Origin of the sequence: Kitasatospora sp. SC0581, from assembly GCF_048159585.1 — a bacterium.
Taxonomy (GTDB): domain Bacteria; phylum Actinomycetota; class Actinomycetes; order Streptomycetales; family Streptomycetaceae; genus Kitasatospora.
Genome location: NZ_JBLRWA010000038.1, coordinates 20,505 through 41,322, shown reverse-complemented (window position 1 = coordinate 41,322; position 20,818 = coordinate 20,505). Strand labels below are relative to the sequence as shown.

Sequence of the window (20,818 nt, the reverse complement as noted above, 5' to 3'; positions counted from 1 at the left end):
GCCGCCCCGCCCCCAGGCCCGGCACCCTCCGGCCCCGCAGGCCCGAGGCTGCGTACGCCCACCGACCCCGCGCCCTCCGGTGCTGCCCCACCCACCCGGCCCCAGGCCCGGGGCCGCCCACAGCCCTGCGCACCGGGCCCGCGCCCATCCACCGGCCCCAGGCCCGGGGCCGCCCCGCTCACGGGCCCCGCATCCTCCGGCCCCGCCTCGCCCACTTGGCCCTGCAGGGCCCGGGGCCGCCCACGGTCCTGCCCATTGGGCCCGCGCCTATCCAGCGGCCCCCGGGCCCGGGGCTGCCCTCCCCATCGGCCCCGCACCGCGACGGGACCCGCTCCGTCGCCCGTCGTCCGGCGGCCGTCCGCCCCCGCAAGGTGGGCCGGGGCCATGGGCCTTCTCCTGCCTGGGCCCGCTCCCCGGCTGCCGAGCGGCCCCGCCCGTGCGGGGGCTTGCCGGTCGAGGAGCCCGTTCTTCTGGGCCTCCCCGCGTGGGAAGTCGGCTGGATCGACTTCTCGCGCAGCGGCGATGGGGGCGGCGAGTCGATCACCGTTCCGCCTGCGCGCGGACCCCGGGTAGCGGAGGGGGCTTCTGCCCGCCTCGGCCCGCTTCGCGGATGCCGGGCGGCCCCCGCCGTGTCCGGCGGGGGCCGCCGTCCCCCGGCCGCTCTTCCCGGGGCGTCGGGTGCAGCCGGCGGCGGCTCCGCAGGGCCGTGGGAGCGGCGGCGTGGGTGCGGGTGCGGGGGTTCCCGGCTGTCGGCCTCAACGATGGCCGGGCCGCGGCTCAGCGGCGACCTCAGCGGGGGCCGAGGAGGGTGAGGGCGGCCGGGGGGTGGGCGGGGCGGAGGGCGGTGAGGCGGGTGGTGGTGGCGTGGAGGGTGTCGGGCGTGAGGGCGCGGGGGGCCGGGGCGTCGGGGGCGAGGGTGAGCGGGGGGCGGGTGGCGGCGGCGAGGAGGAAGTTCTGGGCGCCGTCGGGCGGGCCGGGGCGGCAGGCGGCGGTGGCGCTGCCCGGGACGGCGTACGGGGCGGTCTGCAGGCCCGTCGTCCGCAGGCCGGACTCGATCTGCCAGAGGCCGTCCAGGTCGCTCCCGGCGCGGACGGCGATCCGGCCGCCGGGGGAGAGCAGCCGGGTGGCGAGGCCGTAGAACTCCTGGGAGTGGAACTTGACCGGTCCGCCGTCGGCCGGTGCCGGGAGGTCGGCGAGCACCACGTCGTACGGTCCGTCCCCGCCGGGGGCGCCCGCGCCGCGCAGCCAGGCCATCGGGTCGGCGGCGGTGGTGCGGACCCGGGGGTCGTCCAGGGAGCGCCCGCCGAGGGCGGCGAGCCCGGGGTCGGTGCGGGCGAGCCGGGGGAGGGCGGGGTCGGCGTCGACCAGCCGGACGGTGCGGACGCCCCGGTGCCGCAGCACTTCCCGCAGGGCGAGTCCGTCGCCGCCGCCGAGCAGCAGGACCCGGGCGTCCGGGCCGGCCGCCATGGCGGGGTGGACGAGGCCCTCGCTGCCCCGGTACTCGTCGGGTCCGCAGACCGCGAGCCGGCCGTCGAGGTAGAGCCGGAGCGGGCCTTCGGCGGGGCCGGTGAGCACGATCTCCTGGTACCGGCTGCGGGTCGCGTAGCGGACCTGGTCGCCGTAGAGGGCGTGCCGGGCGGCGCGTTCGACGGCGTCGGAGCCGGCCGCGGCCGCCGCGAGCACGGCGAGCACCAGCAGGCAGCCGCCCCAGAGCAGCCGTCGTATCCGGGGGGCGGGTTCCTCGCGGAACAGCCAGAGCACCACGGCGGCCCCGGCGACGGCGTTGACGGCGCCGGTGAGCAGTGCTCCGTCGCCGGGCCCGAGGCCGGGCAGGATCAGGAACGGGAAGGCGAGGCCGCCGATCAGGGCGCCCACGTAGTCGGCGGCGAACAGGTCGGCGACGGCCCGTCCGGCGTCCTCGCGCCGGATCCGTTGGATGAGGGTCATCAGCAGGGGGATCTCGGCGCCGATGAGGATGCCGATCAGGCAGGTGAGGCCGACCATGGCGGCCTGGTAGCGGCCGATCCAGGCCCAGCAGGAGTAGAGGGCGAGGACGGAGAGTCCGCCGGTGAGCGCGAGCGCGCACTCGACCAGGGCGAAGGCGGTGGCGGGCCGGCTGGTGAGCCGTTTGGCGAGGAGGGAGCCGAGGCCCATCGCGAAGACCATGACGGAGAGCACGACGGAGGTTTGGGTGACCGTGTCCCCGAGCAGGTAGTCGCCGAGCGCCACGAGTTCGAGCTCGTAGACGAGTCCGCAGGCCGCGCAGACGAACGCGGCCAGCAGGACGGTCAGGCGGGCGAACCGTGGTCGGGAGCGCAGCCGGGGCCGACGGCGGGCGGGCAGGAGTGGGGCGTGGGCTCGCCCGGGCCGGGGTGGGGTGCCGTCGTCGAGGTCCACTCGCGGGCGTGCGGGCGGACCGGCCGGATGGTTGATCACGAACAAACGCTAGGGGACGTGCGGGACGGATGGCTGCGCCCATCCGACGGACAGTGAGCGACGTCGAATTGACGAATCGTTCCTGCGTACGATTCGTAGGCCCGGGTTGGGCGGCCTACGGCCGGACCGGTGTTCCGCTCCGGACTTGGGGGCGGTCATGCCCCGGACACCACCAGCGAGGAGCGGGTGCACACCAGCTGCCCCTCCTGCGGGTAGGCGTGCCAGGTGCGCCACAGGAGCCGGTCCGGGCCGCCCTGGGTGACCAGCGCGGTGAAGGCGCTCGGGTCGCCCGGGAAGACCCCGGCGAGGCCCCGGGGGTGCCCCTCGACCAGGGCCAGCAGCTCCTGGGCGCGGGCCGCGAAGTCGTGCGGCGGCAGCGCCTCGATGCGGGCGGCGAACTCGTACTCCCAGCCGCCGATCTGCTTGGCCACCCGGGCCGGCAGCGGGGTGCGGCGGCCGGGCAGGCAGGCGACGGTCTCCAGACATCGGCCGGGGCCCGCGTCGATCACCACCTGGTGGGAGGCGCCCAGCAGGCGCAGCTGGAGGGTGCCGGACGCGCCCGGGCGGCCGCCTCCGTCGAGTCTCAGGTCGCGGACGGCGAGAGCGGGCAGCGGGTCGCCGCCGAGGCACCAGGCGAGGTCACCGGCGCGGGTGTCCGTGTAGGAGGTCTGCAGTGTGGTGAGCATGCTCGGCTCCGCGTTTCAGCTCCGTGCGCGCCCGCCGAGCAGCACCGAGTAGGCCTAGGCGATGGCGAGGCTGTTCGTGGCTGTGCGGCCCTGGGCGCGGCCGACCGTGGAAGGAAGGATTCCGGCTGGAGATTCAGCAGCAGAGAAGCACGAATACGTCGGGCCCGCCGGTGATTTACCCAACTTTGTCAAGCATTCACCGTTTCGAGCACACCTGCTTCCCGGCTCTGATCGAGCCCGTGTACGAGTCTGCACAGCGCGCGCCCCTATCACCGGATTGCGCGCCGTGCGCGCCGGGTGTGCGCTGTTCGGGCGCATCACGCACCGCCGCCCTCCAGGCGCGGGGCGTGGAGGGCGGCGGGAGAGTGCCCGGAGGGTCGGCCAGCGTGCCTCAGTGGCGGCAAACAAGCAAGCCGATCAAGGAAGTTGATGATCCATCAGAACTGGTGTCGGGCTGCGGGCAGTCCTGTTCGAAGGGTGCGGAGAAGGGCGTGAAAGGGGGCGTGCGGCCCCTCACAGGCGCCGCAGGCGGGCGACGGCCTCCTGAAGGACCTCGTCCTTTTTGCAGAAAGTGAAGCGGACCAGGCTACGGCCGGCCTCCACGTCGTCGTAGAACACCGCGTTCGGGATGGCGACGACGCCGCAACGGCCGGGCAGGGCACGGCAGAACTCGATGCCGTCCTTCTCGCCGAGCGGGGTGATGTCGGTGGTGACGAAGTACGTGCCCTCGGGCGTGAAGGCCCGGAAGCCGGCCGCGGCGAGACCGTCGACCAGCAGGTCGCGCTTGCGCAGCAGGTCGGCGCGGAGGGTGTCGAAGTACGTGTCCGGCAGCCGCAGGGCCTCGGCGACGGCGTACTGGAAGGGGCCCGCGCTGACGTAGGTGAGGTACTGCTTCGCGGTGCGCACGGCCGCCACCAGGTCCGGGCTCGCGGTGACCCAGCCGACCTTCCAACCGGTGAAGGAGAAGGTCTTGCCGGCCGAGGAGATGCTGACGGTGCGTCCGCGCATGCCGGGCAGGGCGGCGATCGGGTGGTGGGCGGCGCCGAACACCAGGTGCTCGTAGACCTCGTCGGTGGCGACCAGCAGGTCGTGCTCGACGGCGAGTTCGGCGATGGCGGCGAGCTCCTCGGCGGTGAGGACGGTGCCGGTCGGGTTGTGCGGGGTGTTGATCAGCAGCAGCCGGGTGCGCGGGGTGATCAGCGAGCGCAGCTCGTCCAGGTCGGGGCGGAAGGACGGGGCCCGCAGGGTGAGCGGCACCCGGGTGGCGCCGGCCATCGCGATGCAGGCGGCGTACGAGTCGTAGAACGGCTCGAAGGCGATCACCTCGTCGCCCGGCTCCAGGAGGGCCAGCAGGGTGGCGGCGATGGCCTCGGTGGCGCCGGCGGTGACCAGCACCTCGCTGTCCGGGTCGTACGCGAGGCCGTGGAAGCGCTGCTGGTGCTCGGCGATTGCGGTGCGCAGCTCGGGGACGCCGGGGCCGGGCGGGTACTGGTTGCCGCGGCCCTCGCGCAGGGCCCGTACGGCCGCCTCGCGGACCTCCTCGGGCCCGTCGGTGTCCGGGAAGCCCTGGCCGAGGTTGATCGAGCCGGTGGCCGTGGCCAGGGCGGACATCTCGGCGAAGACCGTCGTGCCCATCCCGGCCAGTCGGCGGTTCAGCAGTGGCCTGGTACCCATCGGTGGCTCCTCACGGCTCGTTGTCAGGCCATCCTGGGTCAGCCGGGAGCCGGGGACAAGAACGGCCCGCCACCGCCGTGGGGGCGGGTGGCGGGCCGAACGGGCGGTGCGGGGGGTACCGGGGAGGGATCAGGCCTCGTCGGTGCCCTCGGCGCCCTCGCCGTCCTCGCCCTCGATCTCGTTCTGGAGGCCGAGGCGCTCGACGATCCACTGCTCGAAGCCGACCGCGGCCTGGGTCCAGTTGGCGGTGGTGGTGACGAAGTAGTCCAGGTTGACGCCGGCGCCGACGATCATCTGGGCCTCGCCGATCAGGCGGACCACGCCGTCCTCGTGGGTGTGGGTGTAGACCTTGGGCCAGAGGGTCTCGCGGTTCCACTCGTCGATCAGGTCGAGGATCTCGCCCTTCTTCTCCAGCGGGTACGCGCGGTCGTAGAAGGCGCGCACCGCGAAGAGCTCCTTCTGCTCGCCGCGGAACATGTAGTAGACGCGGAAGCCCTCCCAGGGGGCGGTGAGGTCGCCCTCCTCGTCCACGACGTGCTTGAGCTGCATCTGGTCCAGCAGCTGGGTGACCAGGCCCTGGTCCGGGACGATGATCGGCGGCGGGCCGGCCGGCCGCCCGCCCTGGCCGCCGGGCTGGCCGCCCTGGGGGACGCCGAAGGACGGGATGGACGACGGGTCGATGCTCATGGGGGTCCTCATTCCTCAGTGCACGTGGTGGCCGGCAATGAGAGGCCGCCCTTTCCACCTCCCATCCTGCCTCATTCGGGGCTCCGCTCACAGGGGCAGCCGAGGGGCGAGTCGATCTTCGTCCGGCGTTCTTCACGGCGTTCTTCGCGGTGTCGTTCCAGGTGTCCTTCCCGGGTTCTTCCCGGGCTTCCCCCGGGTGTTCCCCGGCGGTTCCGGCAGGGGTGGAGCGGGCGGCCGTCACGGAGGGTGCGCGGGGCGGGGCGGAGGCCGTCCGGAGAGCGCGCGTGAGCCACGTCACGCGCCCGGCGCGCCGGTTCGGCTGCCGCGCGGGCCGGATGCGGTTAGCGTGCGACGGAAATCGCTTCGGTCAAATCCCGGCCCAGCCGGGTGAGTTGAGCTGTCCTGAGGCGGACTGTCCGGAATTGAGGGGGGAACAGGAGTGGGTGGAGCGGCGACGGGGGACGGCGCATCGCTCGGGGCGCTGCTGCGGAGCATCCGGCTGGACCGGGGGATGACGCAGGAGCAGCTGGGCGAGGCGACCGGGCTGAGCGTGCGGTCGATCCGGGACCTGGAACGGGAGGTGTCCTGCCCGCGGGTGTCCACGCTGCGGCTGCTGACCCAGACCTGGAACCTGCCGGACGCCCAGGTGGCCGAACTGCACCGGCTGGCGCGCAGCCGGCGGGACCGGACGCGGCGGCTGCTGCGGCAGGCGGCGGAGTGACGGCGTCCGGCCCGGGGCGCGAGACGGGCCGGGGGCGCGAACCGGGCCGGGGACGCGGAACGGGCCGTCCCCCGCCGCCGGAGCGGAGGGAACGGCCCGTGCGCCGGACGCCCGGCGGTGCTACTTCTCCAGCGGCCCCCGGCCGCGGACGGTGAGGCGGTCGCCCTCCTCGTCCCGCTCGACCACGACGGTGTCCCCGTCGTGCACCGCGCCGGACAGGATCGCCCGGGCCAGCTGGTCGCCGATCGCGGACTGCACCAGCCGGCGCAGCGGGCGGGCGCCGTACGCCGGGTCGTAGCCGGTGAGCGCCAGCCAGTCGCGGGCGGCCTCGGAGACGTCCAGGGTGAGCCGCCGCTCCCGCAGCCGCTCGCCCAGGAGGGCGACCTGGAGGTCGACGATCCGGCTCAGCTCGCCGGTGCCCAGCGGCTCGAAGACCACGATGTCGTCCAGCCGGTTGAGGAACTCCGGCTTGAACGCGGACCGGACGGTGCCCAGCACCAGCTCCCGCTTCTCGGCCTCCGGGGTGGCCGGGTCGACGAGGTACTGCGAGCCCAGGTTGGAGGTGAGGATCAGGATGGCGTTGCGGAAGTCCACCGTGCGGCCCTGGCCGTCGGTGAGCCGCCCGTCGTCCAGCACCTGGAGCAGGACGTCGAAGACCTCCGGGTGCGCCTTCTCCACCTCGTCCAGCAGCACCACGCTGTACGGGCGGCGGCGGACCGCCTCGGTGAGCTGGCCGCCCTCCTCGTAGCCGACGTACCCGGGCGGGGCGCCGACCAGGCGGGAGACCGAGTGCTTCTCGCCGTACTCGCTCATGTCGATCCGGACCATGGCCCGGGCGTCGTCGAACAGGAAGTCGGCCAGGGCCTTGGCGAGTTCGGTCTTGCCGACGCCGGTCGGGCCGAGGAAGAGGAAGGAGCCGGTCGGGCGGTCCGGGTCGGCGATGCCGGAGCGGGTGCGCCGCACCGCGTCCGAGACGGCCTGCACGGCCTCCTTCTGGCCGATCAGGCGACGGCCCAACTCCTCCTCCATGCGCAGGAGTTTGGCGCTCTCGCCCTCCAGCAGCCGGCCGGCCGGGATGCCCGTCCAGGAGGCGACCACGTCGGCCACGTCGTCCGGGCCGACCTCCTCCTTGACCATCGACGCGGAGGCGTCCTGGTCGGCGGCCCGCTCCTGGGCGTCGGTGAGCTCCTTCTCGGCGGCCGGGATCTCGGCGTACATCAGCTTGGACGCCCGCTCGAAGTCCCCGTCGCGCTGGGCGCGTTCGAGCGCGCCGTGCAGGTCGTCCAGCCGCCCCTTGAGCTCGCCGACCCGGTTGAGGCTCTTCTTCTCCTGCTCCCAGCGCGCCGTGAGCACGCTCAACTGCTCGTTCCGGTCGGCGAGGTCGCGCCGCAGCCGGGCCAGCCGGTCGACCGAGGCAGGGTCCGACTCCTTCTCCAGGGCCAGCTCCTCCATCCGCAACCGGTCGACCGAGCGCTGGAGTTCGTCGATCTCGACCGGGGAGGAGTCGATCTCCATCCGCAGCCGGGAGGCCGCCTCGTCGACCAGGTCGATCGCCTTGTCGGGCAGGAAGCGGGAGGTGATGTAGCGGTTGGACAGGGTGGCCGCGGCGACCAGGGCGGCGTCCGAGATCTGCACCTTGTGGTGCGCCTCGTACCGGCCCTTGAGGCCGCGCAGGATGGCGATCGAGTCCTCCACGCTGGGCTCGCCGACCAGCACCTGCTGGAAGCGGCGCTCCAGGGCCGGGTCCTTCTCGATCCGCTCGCGGTACTCGTCCAGCGTGGTGGCGCCGACCATCCGCAGCTCGCCGCGGGCCAGCATCGGCTTGAGCATGTTGCCCGCGTCCATCGCGGAGTCCCCGCCGGCGCCCGCGCCGACCATGGTGTGCAGCTCGTCGATGAAGGTGACGACCTGGCCGTCGGAGGCCTTGATGTCGTTCAGGACGGCCTTCAGCCGCTCCTCGAACTCGCCGCGGAACTTGGCGCCCGCGACCATCGCGCTGAGGTCCAGCGCGACCAGCCGCTTGCCGCGCAGCGACTCCGGCACGTCGCCGGCCACGATGCGCTGGGCCAGGCCCTCGACCACGGCGGTCTTGCCGACGCCGGGCTCGCCGATCAGCACCGGGTTGTTCTTGGTCCGGCGGGAGAGCACCTGGACCACCCGGCGGATCTCGTGGTCGCGGCCGATCACCGGGTCGAGCTTGCCGTCCCGGGCGGCCTGGGTGAGGTCGGTGCCGTACTTCTCCAGCGCCTTGTAGGTGCCCTCCGGGTCCGGCGAGGTGACCCGGCCGCTGCCCCGGACGTCCTTGAACGCGGCGAGCAGCGCCTTCGGCGTGGCGCCCTGCTGCACCAGCAGCTCGGCCACCTGCCCGCCCTCGGCGGCCAGGCCGACCATCAGGTGCTCGGTGGAGACGTACTGGTCGTCGAGGTCGCTCGCACGCTTGCCGGCCTCGGTGAGCACCGCGATGGTGTCCCGGGCGAGCTGCGGCGCGGAGACCGTCGAGCCCATCGCGCTGGGCAGCGCGGCCGCCTGGCGGCGGGCCTCGGCGTCGACCCGGGCGACGTCGGCGCCGACCGCCTCCAGCAGGGGCCGGGCGATGCCCTCGGGCTGCTCCAGCAGGGCGATCAGGATGTGCACCGGCCTGACGTCCGGGTTGCCGGCCGTGCCCGCCTGCCGGATCGCGGCGGACAGGGCGTCCTGCGTCTTGGTGGTGAACTTGCTGGCGTCCACTGCTGGGGGGTCCTCCCTGGTCGTCCTTCACTACTGCTACGTACAGCATGCACTAAGTTGAGTCTATTCCGCTCAACCTTTCCCGGACAGGGCTTCTTCAGGCTGGGGGAAGCCGACGTGCCGCCGGACGCCCGACGGGCCGCCGGGTCAGCCCCAGCAGCTCCCGGGCCGGCCCGCTCGGCCGCTGCCCGGCCGGCCAGACCGCGCGCAGCGGCCGCCGCAGGTCCAGTTCCTCCACCAGCGGCACCTCGACCAGCCGCCGGGTGGCCAGCTCCTCCACCACGGCCAGCTCGCTCAGGCAGACCGGCCCTGCCCCGGTCATCGCCGCCGCCTTCAGCGCGGTCGACGAGGCCAGCTCCATCCGGGGCCGCGCCGCGCCCCCGTAGGGCTTCAGGGCCGCCTCCAGCACCTCCCGGGTGCCCGAGCCGGGCTCGCGCAGCACCAGCGGGACGGCCGCCAGCTCGGCCCCGGTCAGCGGGGCGCGGCGGCGCGCCCACGGGTGGCCGGGCGCCACCACGACCACCAGCCGGTCCGCCGCCACCACCGCGCCGGCCAGCCCGGGCGGGGTGGACGGGCCCTCGACGAAGCCGAGGTCGGCGTCCCCGGCCAGGACGTGCCCGGCGACCTCCGCCGAGTTCGCCGTCCGCAGCGTCACCGCGGTGCCCGGGCTGGCCTCGGACAGGCCCAGCAGCCAGCCGGGCATCAGGTACTCGGCGACGGTCAGGCTGGCCACCACCCGCAGCTTGGCGTCCCGCCGCTCGCGCAGCGCGTCGATCCCGGCGTCCAGCGCCTGCGCCGCCTCCACCACCTGCCGGGCCCACTCGACCACCAGCCGGCCCGCCTCGGTCGGCCGGCTGCCCCGGGGCGAGCGGTCCAGCAGCGCGACGCCGATCTGCCGCTCCATGCCCTTGATCCGGGCGCTGGCGGTCGGCTGGCTGACGCCCAGCTCGGCCGCCGCCCGTCCGACGCTGCCCAGCCGGGCCACCGCGAGCAGCAGTTCCAGGGCGCCGAGTTCGGGGACGTGCGAGGAGAGGGGCATAGATCCAGGCTATGCCCCCATAGAAGCCCCGGCGCTACCGGCCGCCGGGCCCTCCGGGCGACGGTGGGAGCATGTCCACTCTGGCCGGTATCCGACCCCTCGCCCGCCCCGCCGCCCGCCGCCGGCCCGACCTCGCCCAGCTCGGCCCCAACTGGTACGCCGCCGTGATGGGCACCGCGATCCTGGCGAACGGCGCCGCCGTCCTGCCGGTGCGGCCGCCCGGGCTGACCGGCTTCGGCGAGGTGCTGTGGGCGCTCGCGCTGGCCGCCCTGCTGGTGCTGGCCGGGGCCCGGCTGGTCCACCTCACCCGGCACCGCGAGGCGGCCCGCGCCCAGCTGCTGGACAACCCGGCGACCGCGGTCTTCTACGGCTGCCCGCCGATGGCGCTGCTCTCGGTCGGACTGGGCACCATGCTGCTCGGCTCCCGGGTCATCGGCACCGGCCCGGCGGTCGCCCTGGACGCGGTGCTGTGGAGCCTCGGCACCGTGTACGCGCTGGCCGTGGCCGGCGGCATCCCGTACCTGATGATCACCCGGCACCGGGTCTCCGCCCTGGAGGCCAACCCGACCTGGCTGCTGCCGGTGGTCGCCCCGCTGGTCGCCTCCGCCTGCGGCCCGGCGCTCGTCCCGCACCTGCCGGCCGGAACGGCCCAGCAGGCCATGCTGTACGGCTGCTGGGCGCTGTTCGGCGTCGGCCTGCTGGCCACCCTGGTGCTGCTGCCGGTGGTGTTCACCGGGCTGTTCCACAGCAGGCTGCCCGCCCTGGCGCTCACCCCCACGCTGTTCCTGGTGCTCGGCCCGCTCGGCCAGTCCGTCACCGCGGTCCACCAGCTCGCCGACGCCGCCCGCCCGGTACTGCCCGCGCTGGCCCCCGCCATGACCGACCTCGCCGAGCTGTACGGCGTGGCGGTGATCGGCGTCGCGATGCTCTGGCTGGCCGTCGCGCTCGCCGCCAACCTGCGGGCCCGGCGGGCCGGGATGCCGTTCGCGATGACCTGGTGGGCGTACACCTTCCCGGTCGGCACCTGCGTCACCGGCGCCTCCGCGCTCGCCCGGCACACCGGCTTCGCGGGCTTCAGCGCGCTGGCCGTCGGCCTGTACCTGCTGCTCGCGTCCGCCTGGGTGCTCGCCGCGGGCGGCACCGCGGCCGGGCTCGCGCGGGGGCGGCTGCTGGCCCGCTGAGGGGCCCGCTGAGGTGCCCGTCGCCCGGGGCGGCCGTCCGCGCGGTGCGGGCGGCCGGGCCCGTTCCCGCGCGCGGACGGTACGGCTCAGGAGCACGCCGCGGATGCAGGAACGTGCACGGCCGGGACGACCGCGCCCGGCGGCCCGGCGGAAGTGCCGGTCGGCGCCGACTCCCCTTCCAGGCCCGGGTTCCCACCGGAATCCGCCCCACCGCCCGAACCGCCCGCGGCCGCCCCCCGGATGCAGATAGCTGCAATTGCGCGAACATGCACTCGGGCGGCACTTGTTCACCGGCCGTCACGCTGTGAGGGTGGAGGCACGCCAAGTCGTCCAGGCAACCGCAGCCTGATGGTGGCGACTCGCTCTTCGAAACTGACCGCAGGTGCGACAACCCGCACCGGTGGAACGGGGGGGAAGGGCGCCGGCCGGGACCATGTGTGGTGATGGCCTCCCGGCCGGACCCGTCGAGGCGTTGCTGCTCCGCCTCGACGGGAGCGCCTTGGCATTGGCGTACCGATGGCGGCCCCCGGACGACCCGGCGTGCGACGGCACCCGGGCCCGGGGGTCCGCCGTCCCACCCGGTACCGTGACCGCCTGATCCATGATCACGCCGTACCGCCCACCGGCACCGTGAGCCCGCCCGGCCCACCGGTGCCGCGGCCCGCGCGGCGAGGAACAGGGGCAGCAGCAGGGGAGAGGCGTCCGGCAGGGAGAGTGCGACGTGACGGCGGAACCGGCGGTCACACCGCAGCAGGGACCGGTGGGCGAGGAGCCCGACGAGGCCGCCCGGCAGCTCTACCTGGCCATCATCGCCGAGGGCGGCCGCGTCCCCACCGGCGAGGTCGCGGACGCCGACCGGGGCGCGCTCCAACAGCTCATCGACATCGGCCTGTTGATGGTCAACCGGATGGACCGCTGCTACACCGCCGTCAGCCCGCGCTCGGTCAGCGACCGCCTCGGCGCCGAACTGCGCAGCGAGGCCACCCGGCTGCTGGTCCGCGCGGAGAACCTCCCGGGCGCCCTCGACGGCCTCACCCGGGCCTACGACGCGATGCCCCGGCCGACCGACCGGGCCGGCGGCGCCGTCCACGTCGAGGGGCACGTCCACATCCGCCAGCGGATCTCCCAACTGGTCTCCGACTGCCGCTCCGAGGTCCTCACCGCGCAACCCGGCCACCGGCCCGCCGACACCCTCCAGGTCGCCCTCCTCCAGGACGTCCAACTGCTCCGGCGCGGCTGCTCGCTGCGCACCATCTACCAGCCGGTCGCCCTCGCCGACCCGCCCGCCCTCGCCTACGCCGAGGAGGTCACCCGGCACGGCTCGCTCATCCGGGTGCTCGACGAGCCCTTCCAGCGGCTGATCGTCTTCGACCGGACCGTCGCCGTGATCTCCGCCAACGACGACAACAGCACCGCCGCCTTCATCACCGACCCGGCCACCATCACCTACCTGGTCGGCACCTTCGAACGCGACTGGGCCCGCGCCGACACCGCCGGCGCCGCCGCCCCCGGCCAGACACCCGCCCGCACCATCCCCGACCGGGTCGGCCGGCTGCTCGCCCGCGGCCTCACCCAGCGCGCCGTCGCCACCCGGCTGGGCCTGAGCGAACGCACCGTCGCCGCCCACATCTCCCGGCTGCGCGACCGCTACGGCGCCCAGACCCTCTTCCAACTCGGCTGGCTGATGCGAGGCTCCCGCGATGACCGATGAGCCGGGCCCGGCCGAGCGGGCGCTCTACCTCACCGCCGTCCGGGGCGGCGGCCGACTGCGCCCCGAGGACCTCGCCCCCGCCGACCGCCCCACCCTGGCCGCCCTCGTCGCCCGCGGCCTGCTCACCCCCACCGCCACCGGCTGGACCGCCGCCAGCCCGCGCGCCCTCGGCGACCGGATCGGCCTCGAACTGCGCACCCGCGCCCTCCGCCTGCTACGGCACGCCGAGCGGCTCCCGGACACCCTCGGGCCACTGGCCCGCGCCTACGACGCCGCCCGCCACCCGGGTGTCGACCTCCCGGCTGTCCACTCCGGTGCCGGCGATCCCGGTGCCGGCGATCCCGCGGCCGGCACCGTCGACGACGCCGCCGAGGTCCGCCGGCGGGTCGGCGAACTCGTCTCGGAATGCCGGGAGGAGGTCCTCGCCGCCCAGCCCGGACCGCGTCCCCTCGAAGCCCTCCGGATGGCCCTCGCCCAGGACCTCTCGCTGCTCCGCCGCGGCTGCTCGCTGCGCACCGTCTACCAGCCGGTCACCCTCGCCGACCCCGCCGCACGGAGCCAGGTCGCGCTGCGCACCGGGCACGGCGCCCAGGTCCGCGTCCTCGCCGAACCGTACGAGCGGGTACTGGTCTTCGACCGCGCGGTGGCCGTCATCCCCGCCGACGAGGACCGCAACCGGGCCGCCTTCCTCACCGACCCCACCACCGTCGCCTACCTGGTCGCCCAGTTCGAACGCGACTGGGCCCGCGCCACCCCCGCCGATCGCCACCTCGACCCGCCGTCCGTCACCACCGTCCGGATCGGCCGGCTGCTCGCCCGCGGCCTCACCCAACGGGCCGTCGCCACCCGGCTCGGCGTGAGCGAACGCACCGTCGCCGCCCACATCTCCCGGCTGCGCGACCGCTACGGCGCCCACAGCCTCTTCCACCTCGGTTGGCAGCTCCGCGGAGAACACCATGACTGACACCCCCGCCACCCCGCTCTCCGCCGCCCTCCCGGACGCCGCCGCCCGCGCCCTCTACCTCGCCGTCCTGCGCGAAGGCGGCCGGGTCCGGTCGGCCGAGGTCGGCGAGGAAGACGGGCCTGCGCTCCGACGGCTGGTGGAACTCGGGCTGCTGGTGCCGCAGTTGCAGGACGCGGCGTACAGCGCGGTCGACCCGCGGGCGGCCACGGAGCGGATCGGCACCGAGATCCGCCGACAGAGCGCCCGCCTGCTCGTGGAGGCCGAGCAACTGCCCGAGCTGATGGGCGAACTGACCCGCGCCTACGACGCGACCCCGAAACGGCGGAGCGGCACGGCCGGGGTCCGCTACCTCACGGCGAAGGAGGACATCCGGCACGAACTGGAACTGCTGGCCCAGGAGTTCCCCGACGAGACGATGACCGCCCAGCCCGGCGGCCCCCGTCCCGCCGAACTGCTACCCGACTCCCTCGACCGCGCCCGCCGCGTCCACGAGCGCGGTGGCACCGTGCGCTCGCTCTACGAGGCCTCGGCCAGACTGGACCCGCCGACCGTCCGCTTCGCCGCCGAGGTCGCCCTGCTCGGCTGCACCACCCGGATCCTCGACGTCCCGTTCACACGCTTCCTGGTCTTCGACCGCACCGTGGCCGTCATCCCGGCCGCTCCCGATCACACCAGCGCCGCCGTGGTCGACGACCCGGCGATGGTGTCCTTCGTGGTGGACACCTTCGAGCAGCTCTGGCAGCGCGCCGAGGGAGTCAACTGGGCTGCCCTGGCCGCCGGTTCCGCCGACTCGCCCAGCCATCAGCAGATCGCCCGACTGCTCGCCCAGGGCCTCACCCAGCGCGCGATCGCCACCCGCCTGGGCCTGGGCGAGCGGACCGTGGCCGGCCACATCGCCCGGCTGCGGGAGCAGTACGACGCCGAGACGCTGTTTCAGCTGGGCTGGCAGATGCGGGGGGAGCGGCTGTGACCGATACCGGATTCGCCCTGCTCGACGACACCGCCCGCGCCCTCTACCTGGCCATCCTGCGCGAGGGCGGCCGGATCCGGATCGCGGACGTGGCGGAGGAGGACGCGCAGACCGTCCAGACCCTGATGGACCTGGGGCTGCTGAAGCCGTACGTCCTGGACGGCTCGCTCAGCGCGGTGGACCCGCGCTCGGTCACGGCCCGGATCGGCGCCGACCTGCGGGCGGCCGGCACGCGTCTGCTGACGCGGGCCGAGGAACTCCCGGACGTGTTCGGCGACCTCACCGTCGCCTATGACGCGGCGTCCCGCCGCCGCGACCGCTCCGGGAGCACCCGGGTCGTCGAGGGCATGGAGAACATCCGGCACCAGGTCTCCCAACTCTCCGAGGAGCTTCGCCACGAGGCACTCTGCGCCCACCCCGGCGGCGCCCGGCCGGTGGACGCCGCCGACGACACCGTGAACCACGCCCGCCGCTTCCTGGAGACAGGTGGTTCGATCCGCACCCTCTACCAGTCCGCGGCCCGTCTCGACGCCTCTACCGTCCGACTGGCTGCCCGGCTGACCGGGATCGGCTGCCACATCAGGGTCGCGGCGTTCTCGTTCCCCAAGATGCTGATCTTCGACCGCACCGTGGCGGTGGTCGCCGCCGCACCGGGGGTAACCAGCGCGGCCGTCATCGACGACCCGGCCGTGGTCGACTTCCTGGTGCGGACCTTCGAACTGCACTGGCAGGACGCCGAGGGCGTCAACTGGGCCTCCCTGGCATCCGGTTCCAGCGAGCCGTCCGTGCCCGAGCAGGTCGGCCGGCTGCTCGCCCGCGGCCTCACCCAGCGGGCGATCGCCACCCGCCTGGGCCTGGGCGAGCGGACGGTCGCGGCCCACATCGCCCGGCTGCGGGATCAGTACGACGCCGAGACGCTGTTCCAACTGGGCTGGCAGATGCGGGGGGCTCGCGATGTCTGACGCCGACCTGCCAGACGCCGCCGCCCGGGAGCTCTACCGGGAGATCCTCCGGGACGGCGGCCGCCTCCACGTCGCCGACATCCGTCCCGAGGACGAGCCGACGGTCAGACAACTCGCCGACCTGGGACTCCTGCTCCTCCATGCCACGGACGGCTTCTACACCTCGATCAACCCCCGGGCCGTGGGCGAACGCCTGGGTACCGAACTGCGGGAGGAGAGTTCCCGCCTGCTCGCCAAGGCCGCTCTCATTCCGGATCTGCTGGAGGACCTCACCCAGGCCTACGACGCGGCACCACGTCGGACGGAACCGGCGGGCGGGGTGCGGAGGGTGGCGGGCATGGTGGAGATCCGGCACCTGGTCGCCCGGCTCATCAAGGACTATCCGCACGAGTGCCTGACCGCCCAGCCGGGCCGGTTCCAGCCGCCCGCGCAGCGGGGGGACGGTCTGGCCCATACGCTCCGCTACATCGAGCGCGGTGGCTCGGTGCGTACGATCTACCAGCCGCAGGCCCGACTGGACGGGGACCAGGTCGAGTTCGCGGCGGAGTCCACGAGGATCGGCTCGCGGATCCGCGTCCTCGACGCCGCCTTCAGCCGGACGCTCATCTTCGACCGAACCGTCGCCGTGATCCCGGCGACCCCTGACAACAAGGTCGCCGCCGTGGTGGAGGATCCCGCGGTGGTCGCGTACGTGGTCGACGTCTTCGAGCAGCGTTGGCAGCAGGCCCACGTCGTGGACTGGGCCGCACTGGCCGCCGGTTCGGTGGCGCCCGCCGCCCACGAGCAGGTCGGGCGGCTGCTCGCCCGCGGCCTCACGCAGCGGGCGATCGCCAGCCGGTTGGGGCTGAGCGAACGCACCGTCGCCGGTCACATCGCCCGGCTGCGTGAGCTGTACGACGCGGAGACGCTGTTCCAGTTGGGCTGGCAGATGCGGGGAGCCCGGGCGGGGGAGCCCGGTGGGTAGCCGCTGCTCAGCCGGTGGCGGCGCCGGTCGGCCAGTAGCCGGGGACGGCGGGCTGCTGCCGGGGGACGTTGAACTGCTCGCCGGGGGCGGTCCAGAAGCCCTCGCGCAGGGAGAGCGCCATGCCGGCCCAGTCGAGCGCGGTCTCGACCGTGTGGTTGAGGGCCTCCTGCGACCAGGTGTCGTCGAAGACCAGCGGGAGGACGGGGGCGACCTGCTCGATAGTGGCGATCAGCGGGTTGTGGGTGATGGCCTCGTCGACCAGGAGGACGATCGGCTTGCGCAGCGCGGACGCCCAGCCGAGCTCCAGGCTCACACCGGCCGAGAGCGGGGCGCCGACGTAGGCGAACACGAGGTCCGCGGACTGGAGGGCGCGGAAGTCGGAGGGGACGCGGGGCTCCGGCGCGCGGCCGGAGATGGTCCAGGCGTCGCTGTGGTGCGCGCTGTACACGGCGGCACCGCTGCGGAGGAGGGTGGTGCGGAGCGTCGTCAGCCGCGTCCGGCTGGCGAGGGTCACCACGCTGTCGGCCGGCCCGGTCAGTCGCATCAGCGGGGCGGCCAGGAACACACGTGCACGCCGACCCTCAGGGGCCTGGCTGTCGTGGTGACGCAGGTAGGGCTCGGTCATGTCGACTCCGGGGAAGTGGCCTTCCGGCGCGATCGGGGCACTGCTTGAGCGGATGCGTGTGATCAGGCTGGACGGCTTACAACGGATGGGCGGTGATGGCGTATTTGATTGAACATTGCCAGGATTGGGGGCTCTGTCGGACCATCGAGAGCGAACTGATCGTCCATCGCTAACAGCCGTCGCGTCCAGGGTTCACCGGTGTCATGTGGATGCCTGGCAGGGAGATGACGCGGAGGTAGGGCTTGGCATGTCTGTACGACTTGAGGCAGCATGTGGACGATAGTGCTTCTCTTGTCGGTTGATGCCGTACGCATGAGGAAGGGGTAGGTGCATGTCTCGTCTGCGCCGATTTGTCCGCAAGACCGCATTGATGTCGGTTGCCGGCGTGGCCTTGTTGGCTCTTGCGTATTCCGCGGCTTCGGACGTGGGCACTCCGGCGGGCGCGGTCACGGTCTCCATGCAGCGTGGTGTGGTCAGCGACTTGGATGTCGGCTGGTCCTAATCCCGATACGGACTGCGGAGCTTCCCGGGATTGTCGGTGCACTGAGTCCTGTTGGCCCGGCGAGGCCGACATCCCTCGTGTGTTCCTGCTGTCAGGAGTGCTCTGATGCGCGGGCGAGGGCATATCCGAGCTGGAACAGTGACTCCACGTTGTAGTCTTCGCGCATTTCGGCTATGTGCCGGGCGAGAGTTCGTTCACTGATGCCCAGGCGGCGTGCGATGACCCGGTGGTTGATCCCGGCGAGCAGCAGGTCGATGATGGTCTGGCGGAGCCGCGACACTACTTGCTGGGGAACAGCGCGGTTGCCGTCGAATTCGAGAGCCCTGTTCCAGCTTGGTTCGAATACTTCCTCTGCCAGATAATTGGCGATCACCGGTTCGAAGATGAATGCTGCCAGCGTCATGTCGTCGGCCACCGGTATGACAGCTGCCCGCCGGTTGATGACGATGAGTCGCGTGTACGGCTCGTCCAGCGTGCGGAACTGCCCACCGGCCTTCGCAAGTCTGGCCACGTAGTCCCTGGTGGGTTGGTGGTAGCGCGTGCTGGCGTGGTAGATGGTGCGCATGGCCGTGCCACTGTTCAGTGCATCGAGGTCGCGTTCGATCATCGAGGCCAGCAGTTCGGGCGGGCGTGGTCCGCCCGGTTGCAGGGCAAGAGCTTCTTCGACCCCCGCCGCCATGAGTTGGTCGATTCTCTGGTTTATCAGAACCTTGCCCTGGACGTATTCGATCGCGCCACTGCTCTTTTCCGGCGCATGGAATTCCTGGGAAAGCTCCTGGAGTTCAACCGGAAGGGAAACCGCCCGGGACAGGAGGTCGAGGGCCTGGCGCTGCCAAGTACCGCTCAGTCGTGCCGAGAGTTGTGCTGGATCGACGGCGACCAAGTCGCTGCGTTCGTCGGCATCGGGCATCAGCAGCCCGATCTCCAGGAGTTCGGTGAGCGTGTTGGGCTGGTGGCACCTGGATTCCGAGGAAACCCGCCCGCCGGCCCTGACGATCTCCAGGTAGAGGGCCCGGGCCTCGGGTGACAGAGCGGGAGTCCCACCCGCGGTGGGACCGAGTTGAGCCCGTCCACTCATCTTCGGCTCCTTGCCGTCCATCCGGGGCTGTTCAGGATCTGTCGGCCCTGAAGTCTAGGCTGCGAATCCTGCGGCACGTCGACCGTGCGACCGTTCGGTCAGTTTGTCAGGGTGTCACTCTCTCACCACACGGCAGCCGCCGGCACCCCCCGAGAGGAGGGGCCGGCGGCAGGTGGGTGCCCGGTCAGCGCTTGGGGCGCCAGACGACGAGGGCGCTGGACTGCGGGGTGGGGGGCTGGTACGGGACGAGGTCGCGGCGGTAGGAGGCGTGGACGGCGGCCTCGCGCTGCTGGAGGGCGGTGGCGGCGCCTTCCAGGGAGTCGACCAGTTCCGTGACGCGGGACTGGAGGGCGGTGACCTGGTTCTCCAGCTCGATGATCCGCTTGATGCCCGCCAGGTTGATGCCCTCGTCCTGGGAGAGCCGCTGGACCTCGCGCAGCTGCTGGATGTCGCGTGCGGAGTAGCGGCGGCCGCGGCCGGCGGTGCGGTCGGGGCAGACCAGGCCGAGGCGGTCGTACTGGCGCAGGGTCTGCGGGTGCAGGCCGGACAGTTCGGCGGCCACGGAGATGACGTACACCGGGGTGTCCTCGGTGAGGACGTACGCCGGCGGGGCGGTGGCGGCGCGGCGGGTGCGGCGGGGGCCGGCGCCGGGCAGGCCTTCGCCGAGGCCGGGGCCGATCGGGGTGTCGGGGTCGATCGGGTTCATCGGGGACATCTGGTCGTCACGCTCCCTTCGCCGCCCGGAAGAGGGCGGCGCGCGGATCGTCGGAGGCGGTGGCCTCGCGGTACTGCTCGAGGGCGTTCAGCGCGTCGCCGGTGACGTGCTGCGGCACCACGACCTCGACGGTGACGAGGAGGTCGCCGCGGGTGCCGTCCTTGCGGGTGGCGCCCTTGCCGCGGGCGCGCATGGTGAGGCCGTTGGCGCTGCCCGGGGGCAGCTTGAGCTTCACGGCGGGGCCGTTCAGCGTGGGCACCTCGATGGTGGCGCCGAGCGTGGCCTCGGGGAAGGTGACCGGCACGGTGACGGTGAGGTTGTCGCCCTTGCGGCCGAAGACGGGGTGGGGGTCGACGTGCACGGTGACGTAGAGGTCGCCGGGCTGTCCGCCGCGCTCGCCCTGTGCGCCCTTGCCCTTGAGCCGGATGCGCTGGTCGGCCTGGACGCCGGCCGGGATGCGGACCTGCATGGTGCGGGCCGAGCTGGCCCGGCCGCTGCCGTGGCAGTCGGTGCACGGGTCGTCGACGATCATGCCCCGGCCGCGGCAGTCCTTGCACGGCTCGGAGAGCGCGAAGGCGCCCTGGCCGCGGCTGACGGTGCCCGCGCCGACGCAGGTCGGGCAGACCCGCGGGGTGGTGCCGGTCTTGGCGCCGGTGCCGTTGCAGCTGCGGCAGGGGGCCTGGCTGGTCATCCGCAGCGGGACGGTCGCGCCGTCCACCGCCTCCTCGAAGGAGAGCGTCACCTCGGTCTCGACGTCGGCGCCGCGCCGGGGCTGGGCCTGCCGGGTGCCGCCGCGGTTGAAGAGGCCGCCGAAGACGTCGCCGATGCCGCCCCCGCTGCCGGCGCCGCCCTGGCTGCCGCTGAAGAGGTCGCCGAAGTCGAAGCTGTAGCTGCCGGTGCCGCCGGGGCCGCCGCCGGCCCGGAAGCCGCCGTTGGCGAAGAGGCTGCGGGCCTCGTCGTACTCCTTGCGGCGCTTCTCGTCGGAGAGGACGTCGTACGCCTCGGAGATGTCCTTGAACCGCTCCTCGGCCTTGGCGTCACCCTTGTTGGCGTCGGGGTGGAACTCGCGCGCGAGCTTGCGGTAGGTCTTCTTGATCTCGGTGGCGGTGGCGTCCTTGGGCACGCCGAGGACCTTGTAGTAGTCCTTCTCGACAAAGTCCTTGCCACTCATGGCGT

At 73.4% G+C, this 20,818-nt stretch carries 18 protein-coding genes; 8 read left to right on the top strand and 10 right to left on the bottom strand.

From position 1 onward, the window contains the following. Window positions 1-789: 789 nt before the first annotated feature. From ACLWS4_RS34025 to ACLWS4_RS34010, 4 genes are all read right to left on the bottom strand, one after another. A complete protein-coding gene (locus ACLWS4_RS34025) occupies window positions 790-2,436 on the bottom strand; it encodes a polyamine aminopropyltransferase (RefSeq protein WP_234348276.1) in 1,647 nt (548 codons plus the stop codon). Window positions 2,437-2,591: 155 nt separating this feature from the next. Next, on the bottom strand, window positions 2,592-3,122 hold the full coding sequence (locus ACLWS4_RS34020; protein WP_049650409.1) for a DUF2617 family protein: 531 nt from the start codon (window positions 3,120-3,122) through the stop codon (window positions 2,592-2,594). A gap of 513 nt (window positions 3,123-3,635) precedes the next feature. Then, window positions 3,636-4,796, bottom strand: a complete 1,161-nt coding sequence (locus ACLWS4_RS34015) for a pyridoxal phosphate-dependent aminotransferase (protein ID WP_416876142.1) — start codon at window positions 4,794-4,796, stop codon at window positions 3,636-3,638. A 129-nt stretch (window positions 4,797-4,925) separates the two neighbouring features. Next, window positions 4,926-5,483 carry a YbjN domain-containing protein gene (locus ACLWS4_RS34010; protein ID WP_049650411.1) on the bottom strand — a complete coding sequence of 186 codons (558 nt, stop codon included), beginning with the start codon at window positions 5,481-5,483 and terminating at the stop codon, window positions 4,926-4,928. A gap of 439 nt (window positions 5,484-5,922) precedes the next feature. On the opposite strand from ACLWS4_RS34010, the gene ACLWS4_RS34005 reads away from it, so the two are divergent. Further along, window positions 5,923-6,204, top strand: a complete 282-nt coding sequence (locus ACLWS4_RS34005; protein ID WP_074001862.1) for a helix-turn-helix domain-containing protein — start codon at window positions 5,923-5,925, stop codon at window positions 6,202-6,204. 120 nt (window positions 6,205-6,324) lie between these two features. Here ACLWS4_RS34005 and clpB read toward each other — a convergent pair whose 3' ends face one another. Continuing rightward, window positions 6,325-8,931 (bottom strand): ATP-dependent chaperone ClpB, encoded by a 2,607-nt coding sequence (clpB, locus tag ACLWS4_RS34000; RefSeq protein WP_416876141.1) that lies wholly within the window; start codon window positions 8,929-8,931, stop codon window positions 6,325-6,327. Between the two features lie 97 nt (window positions 8,932-9,028). Then, window positions 9,029-9,970 (bottom strand): LysR family transcriptional regulator, encoded by a 942-nt coding sequence (locus ACLWS4_RS33995; protein WP_074001861.1) that lies wholly within the window; start codon window positions 9,968-9,970, stop codon window positions 9,029-9,031. 71 nt (window positions 9,971-10,041) lie between these two features. On the opposite strand from ACLWS4_RS33995, the gene ACLWS4_RS33990 reads away from it, so the two are divergent. The 6 genes from ACLWS4_RS33990 (at window position 10,042) to ACLWS4_RS33965 (ending at window position 16,722) form a co-directional block, all read left to right on the top strand. Beyond that, the gene (locus tag ACLWS4_RS33990; protein ID WP_049650415.1) at window positions 10,042-11,151 is read left to right on the top strand and encodes a TDT family transporter; all 1,110 of its coding nucleotides are present in this window, start codon (window positions 10,042-10,044) and stop codon (window positions 11,149-11,151) included. Between the two features lie 721 nt (window positions 11,152-11,872). After that, window positions 11,873-12,862: a LuxR C-terminal-related transcriptional regulator gene (locus ACLWS4_RS33985; RefSeq protein WP_049650416.1), complete on the top strand. Its 990-nt coding sequence runs from the start codon at window positions 11,873-11,875 to the stop codon at window positions 12,860-12,862. Further along, a complete protein-coding gene (locus ACLWS4_RS33980) occupies window positions 12,852-13,826 on the top strand; it encodes a LuxR C-terminal-related transcriptional regulator (protein WP_416876140.1) in 975 nt (324 codons plus the stop codon). The genes ACLWS4_RS33985 and ACLWS4_RS33980 overlap by 11 nt, the downstream gene beginning before the upstream one ends. After that, the gene (locus tag ACLWS4_RS33975; protein WP_416876139.1) at window positions 13,819-14,796 is read left to right on the top strand and encodes a helix-turn-helix domain-containing protein; all 978 of its coding nucleotides are present in this window, start codon (window positions 13,819-13,821) and stop codon (window positions 14,794-14,796) included. Before ACLWS4_RS33980 ends, ACLWS4_RS33975 begins: the two co-directional genes overlap by 8 nt. Beyond that, window positions 14,793-15,758, top strand: coding sequence for a LuxR family transcriptional regulator (locus ACLWS4_RS33970; protein ID WP_416876138.1), 966 nt, complete (start codon window positions 14,793-14,795; stop codon window positions 15,756-15,758). The genes ACLWS4_RS33975 and ACLWS4_RS33970 overlap by 4 nt, the downstream gene beginning before the upstream one ends. After that, entirely contained in the window at window positions 15,751-16,722 is a 972-nt protein-coding gene (locus tag ACLWS4_RS33965) for a LuxR C-terminal-related transcriptional regulator (protein WP_416876137.1), read from the top strand. The genes ACLWS4_RS33970 and ACLWS4_RS33965 overlap by 8 nt, the downstream gene beginning before the upstream one ends. A gap of 7 nt (window positions 16,723-16,729) precedes the next feature. Here ACLWS4_RS33965 and ACLWS4_RS33960 read toward each other — a convergent pair whose 3' ends face one another. Further along, window positions 16,730-17,347, bottom strand: a complete 618-nt coding sequence (locus ACLWS4_RS33960; protein ID WP_143204511.1) for a hypothetical protein — start codon at window positions 17,345-17,347, stop codon at window positions 16,730-16,732. 331 nt (window positions 17,348-17,678) lie between these two features. Between ACLWS4_RS33960 and ACLWS4_RS33955 the strand changes: the two genes are divergently transcribed. Then, on the top strand, window positions 17,679-17,849 hold the full coding sequence (locus ACLWS4_RS33955; RefSeq protein WP_181970623.1) for a hypothetical protein: 171 nt from the start codon (window positions 17,679-17,681) through the stop codon (window positions 17,847-17,849). A 91-nt stretch (window positions 17,850-17,940) separates the two neighbouring features. Here the strand turns inward: ACLWS4_RS33955 and ACLWS4_RS33950 are convergent, their stop codons facing one another. The 3 genes from ACLWS4_RS33950 to dnaJ form a co-directional block, all read right to left on the bottom strand. Next, a complete protein-coding gene (locus tag ACLWS4_RS33950; RefSeq protein WP_117488668.1) occupies window positions 17,941-18,948 on the bottom strand; it encodes a helix-turn-helix transcriptional regulator in 1,008 nt (335 codons plus the stop codon). 163 nt (window positions 18,949-19,111) lie between these two features. Next, on the bottom strand, window positions 19,112-19,642 hold the full coding sequence (locus ACLWS4_RS33945; RefSeq protein WP_380741244.1) for a heat shock protein transcriptional repressor HspR: 531 nt from the start codon (window positions 19,640-19,642) through the stop codon (window positions 19,112-19,114). Between the two features lie 7 nt (window positions 19,643-19,649). After that, complete coding sequence (gene dnaJ, locus ACLWS4_RS33940) at window positions 19,650-20,813, bottom strand: molecular chaperone DnaJ (RefSeq protein WP_049650429.1); 1,164 nt, start codon at window positions 20,811-20,813, stop codon at window positions 19,650-19,652. Between the last annotated feature and the right edge of the window lie 5 nt (window positions 20,814-20,818).

Coding starts and splice junctions, on each gene's coding strand:
- ACLWS4_RS33945 (WP_380741244.1), bottom strand. CDS start 19,642: ATGTCCCCGATGAACCCGATCGACCCCGACACCCCGATCGGCCCCGGC.
- ACLWS4_RS33950 (WP_117488668.1), bottom strand. CDS start 18,948: ATGGACGGCAAGGAGCCGAAGATGAGTGGACGGGCTCAACTCGGTCCC.
- ACLWS4_RS33975 (WP_416876139.1), top strand. CDS start 13,819: ATGACTGACACCCCCGCCACCCCGCTCTCCGCCGCCCTCCCGGACGCC.
- ACLWS4_RS33960 (WP_143204511.1), bottom strand. CDS start 17,347: ATGACCGAGCCCTACCTGCGTCACCACGACAGCCAGGCCCCTGAGGGT.
- ACLWS4_RS33995 (WP_074001861.1), bottom strand. CDS start 9,970: ATGCCCCTCTCCTCGCACGTCCCCGAACTCGGCGCCCTGGAACTGCTG.
- ACLWS4_RS33980 (WP_416876140.1), top strand. CDS start 12,852: ATGACCGATGAGCCGGGCCCGGCCGAGCGGGCGCTCTACCTCACCGCC.
- ACLWS4_RS34015 (WP_416876142.1), bottom strand. CDS start 4,796: ATGGGTACCAGGCCACTGCTGAACCGCCGACTGGCCGGGATGGGCACG.
- ACLWS4_RS33990 (WP_049650415.1), top strand. CDS start 10,042: ATGTCCACTCTGGCCGGTATCCGACCCCTCGCCCGCCCCGCCGCCCGC.
- ACLWS4_RS34020 (WP_049650409.1), bottom strand. CDS start 3,122: ATGCTCACCACACTGCAGACCTCCTACACGGACACCCGCGCCGGTGAC.
- dnaJ (WP_049650429.1), bottom strand. CDS start 20,813: ATGAGTGGCAAGGACTTTGTCGAGAAGGACTACTACAAGGTCCTCGGC.
- ACLWS4_RS33965 (WP_416876137.1), top strand. CDS start 15,751: ATGTCTGACGCCGACCTGCCAGACGCCGCCGCCCGGGAGCTCTACCGG.
- ACLWS4_RS33955 (WP_181970623.1), top strand. CDS start 17,679: ATGTCTCGTCTGCGCCGATTTGTCCGCAAGACCGCATTGATGTCGGTT.
- ACLWS4_RS34010 (WP_049650411.1), bottom strand. CDS start 5,483: ATGAGCATCGACCCGTCGTCCATCCCGTCCTTCGGCGTCCCCCAGGGC.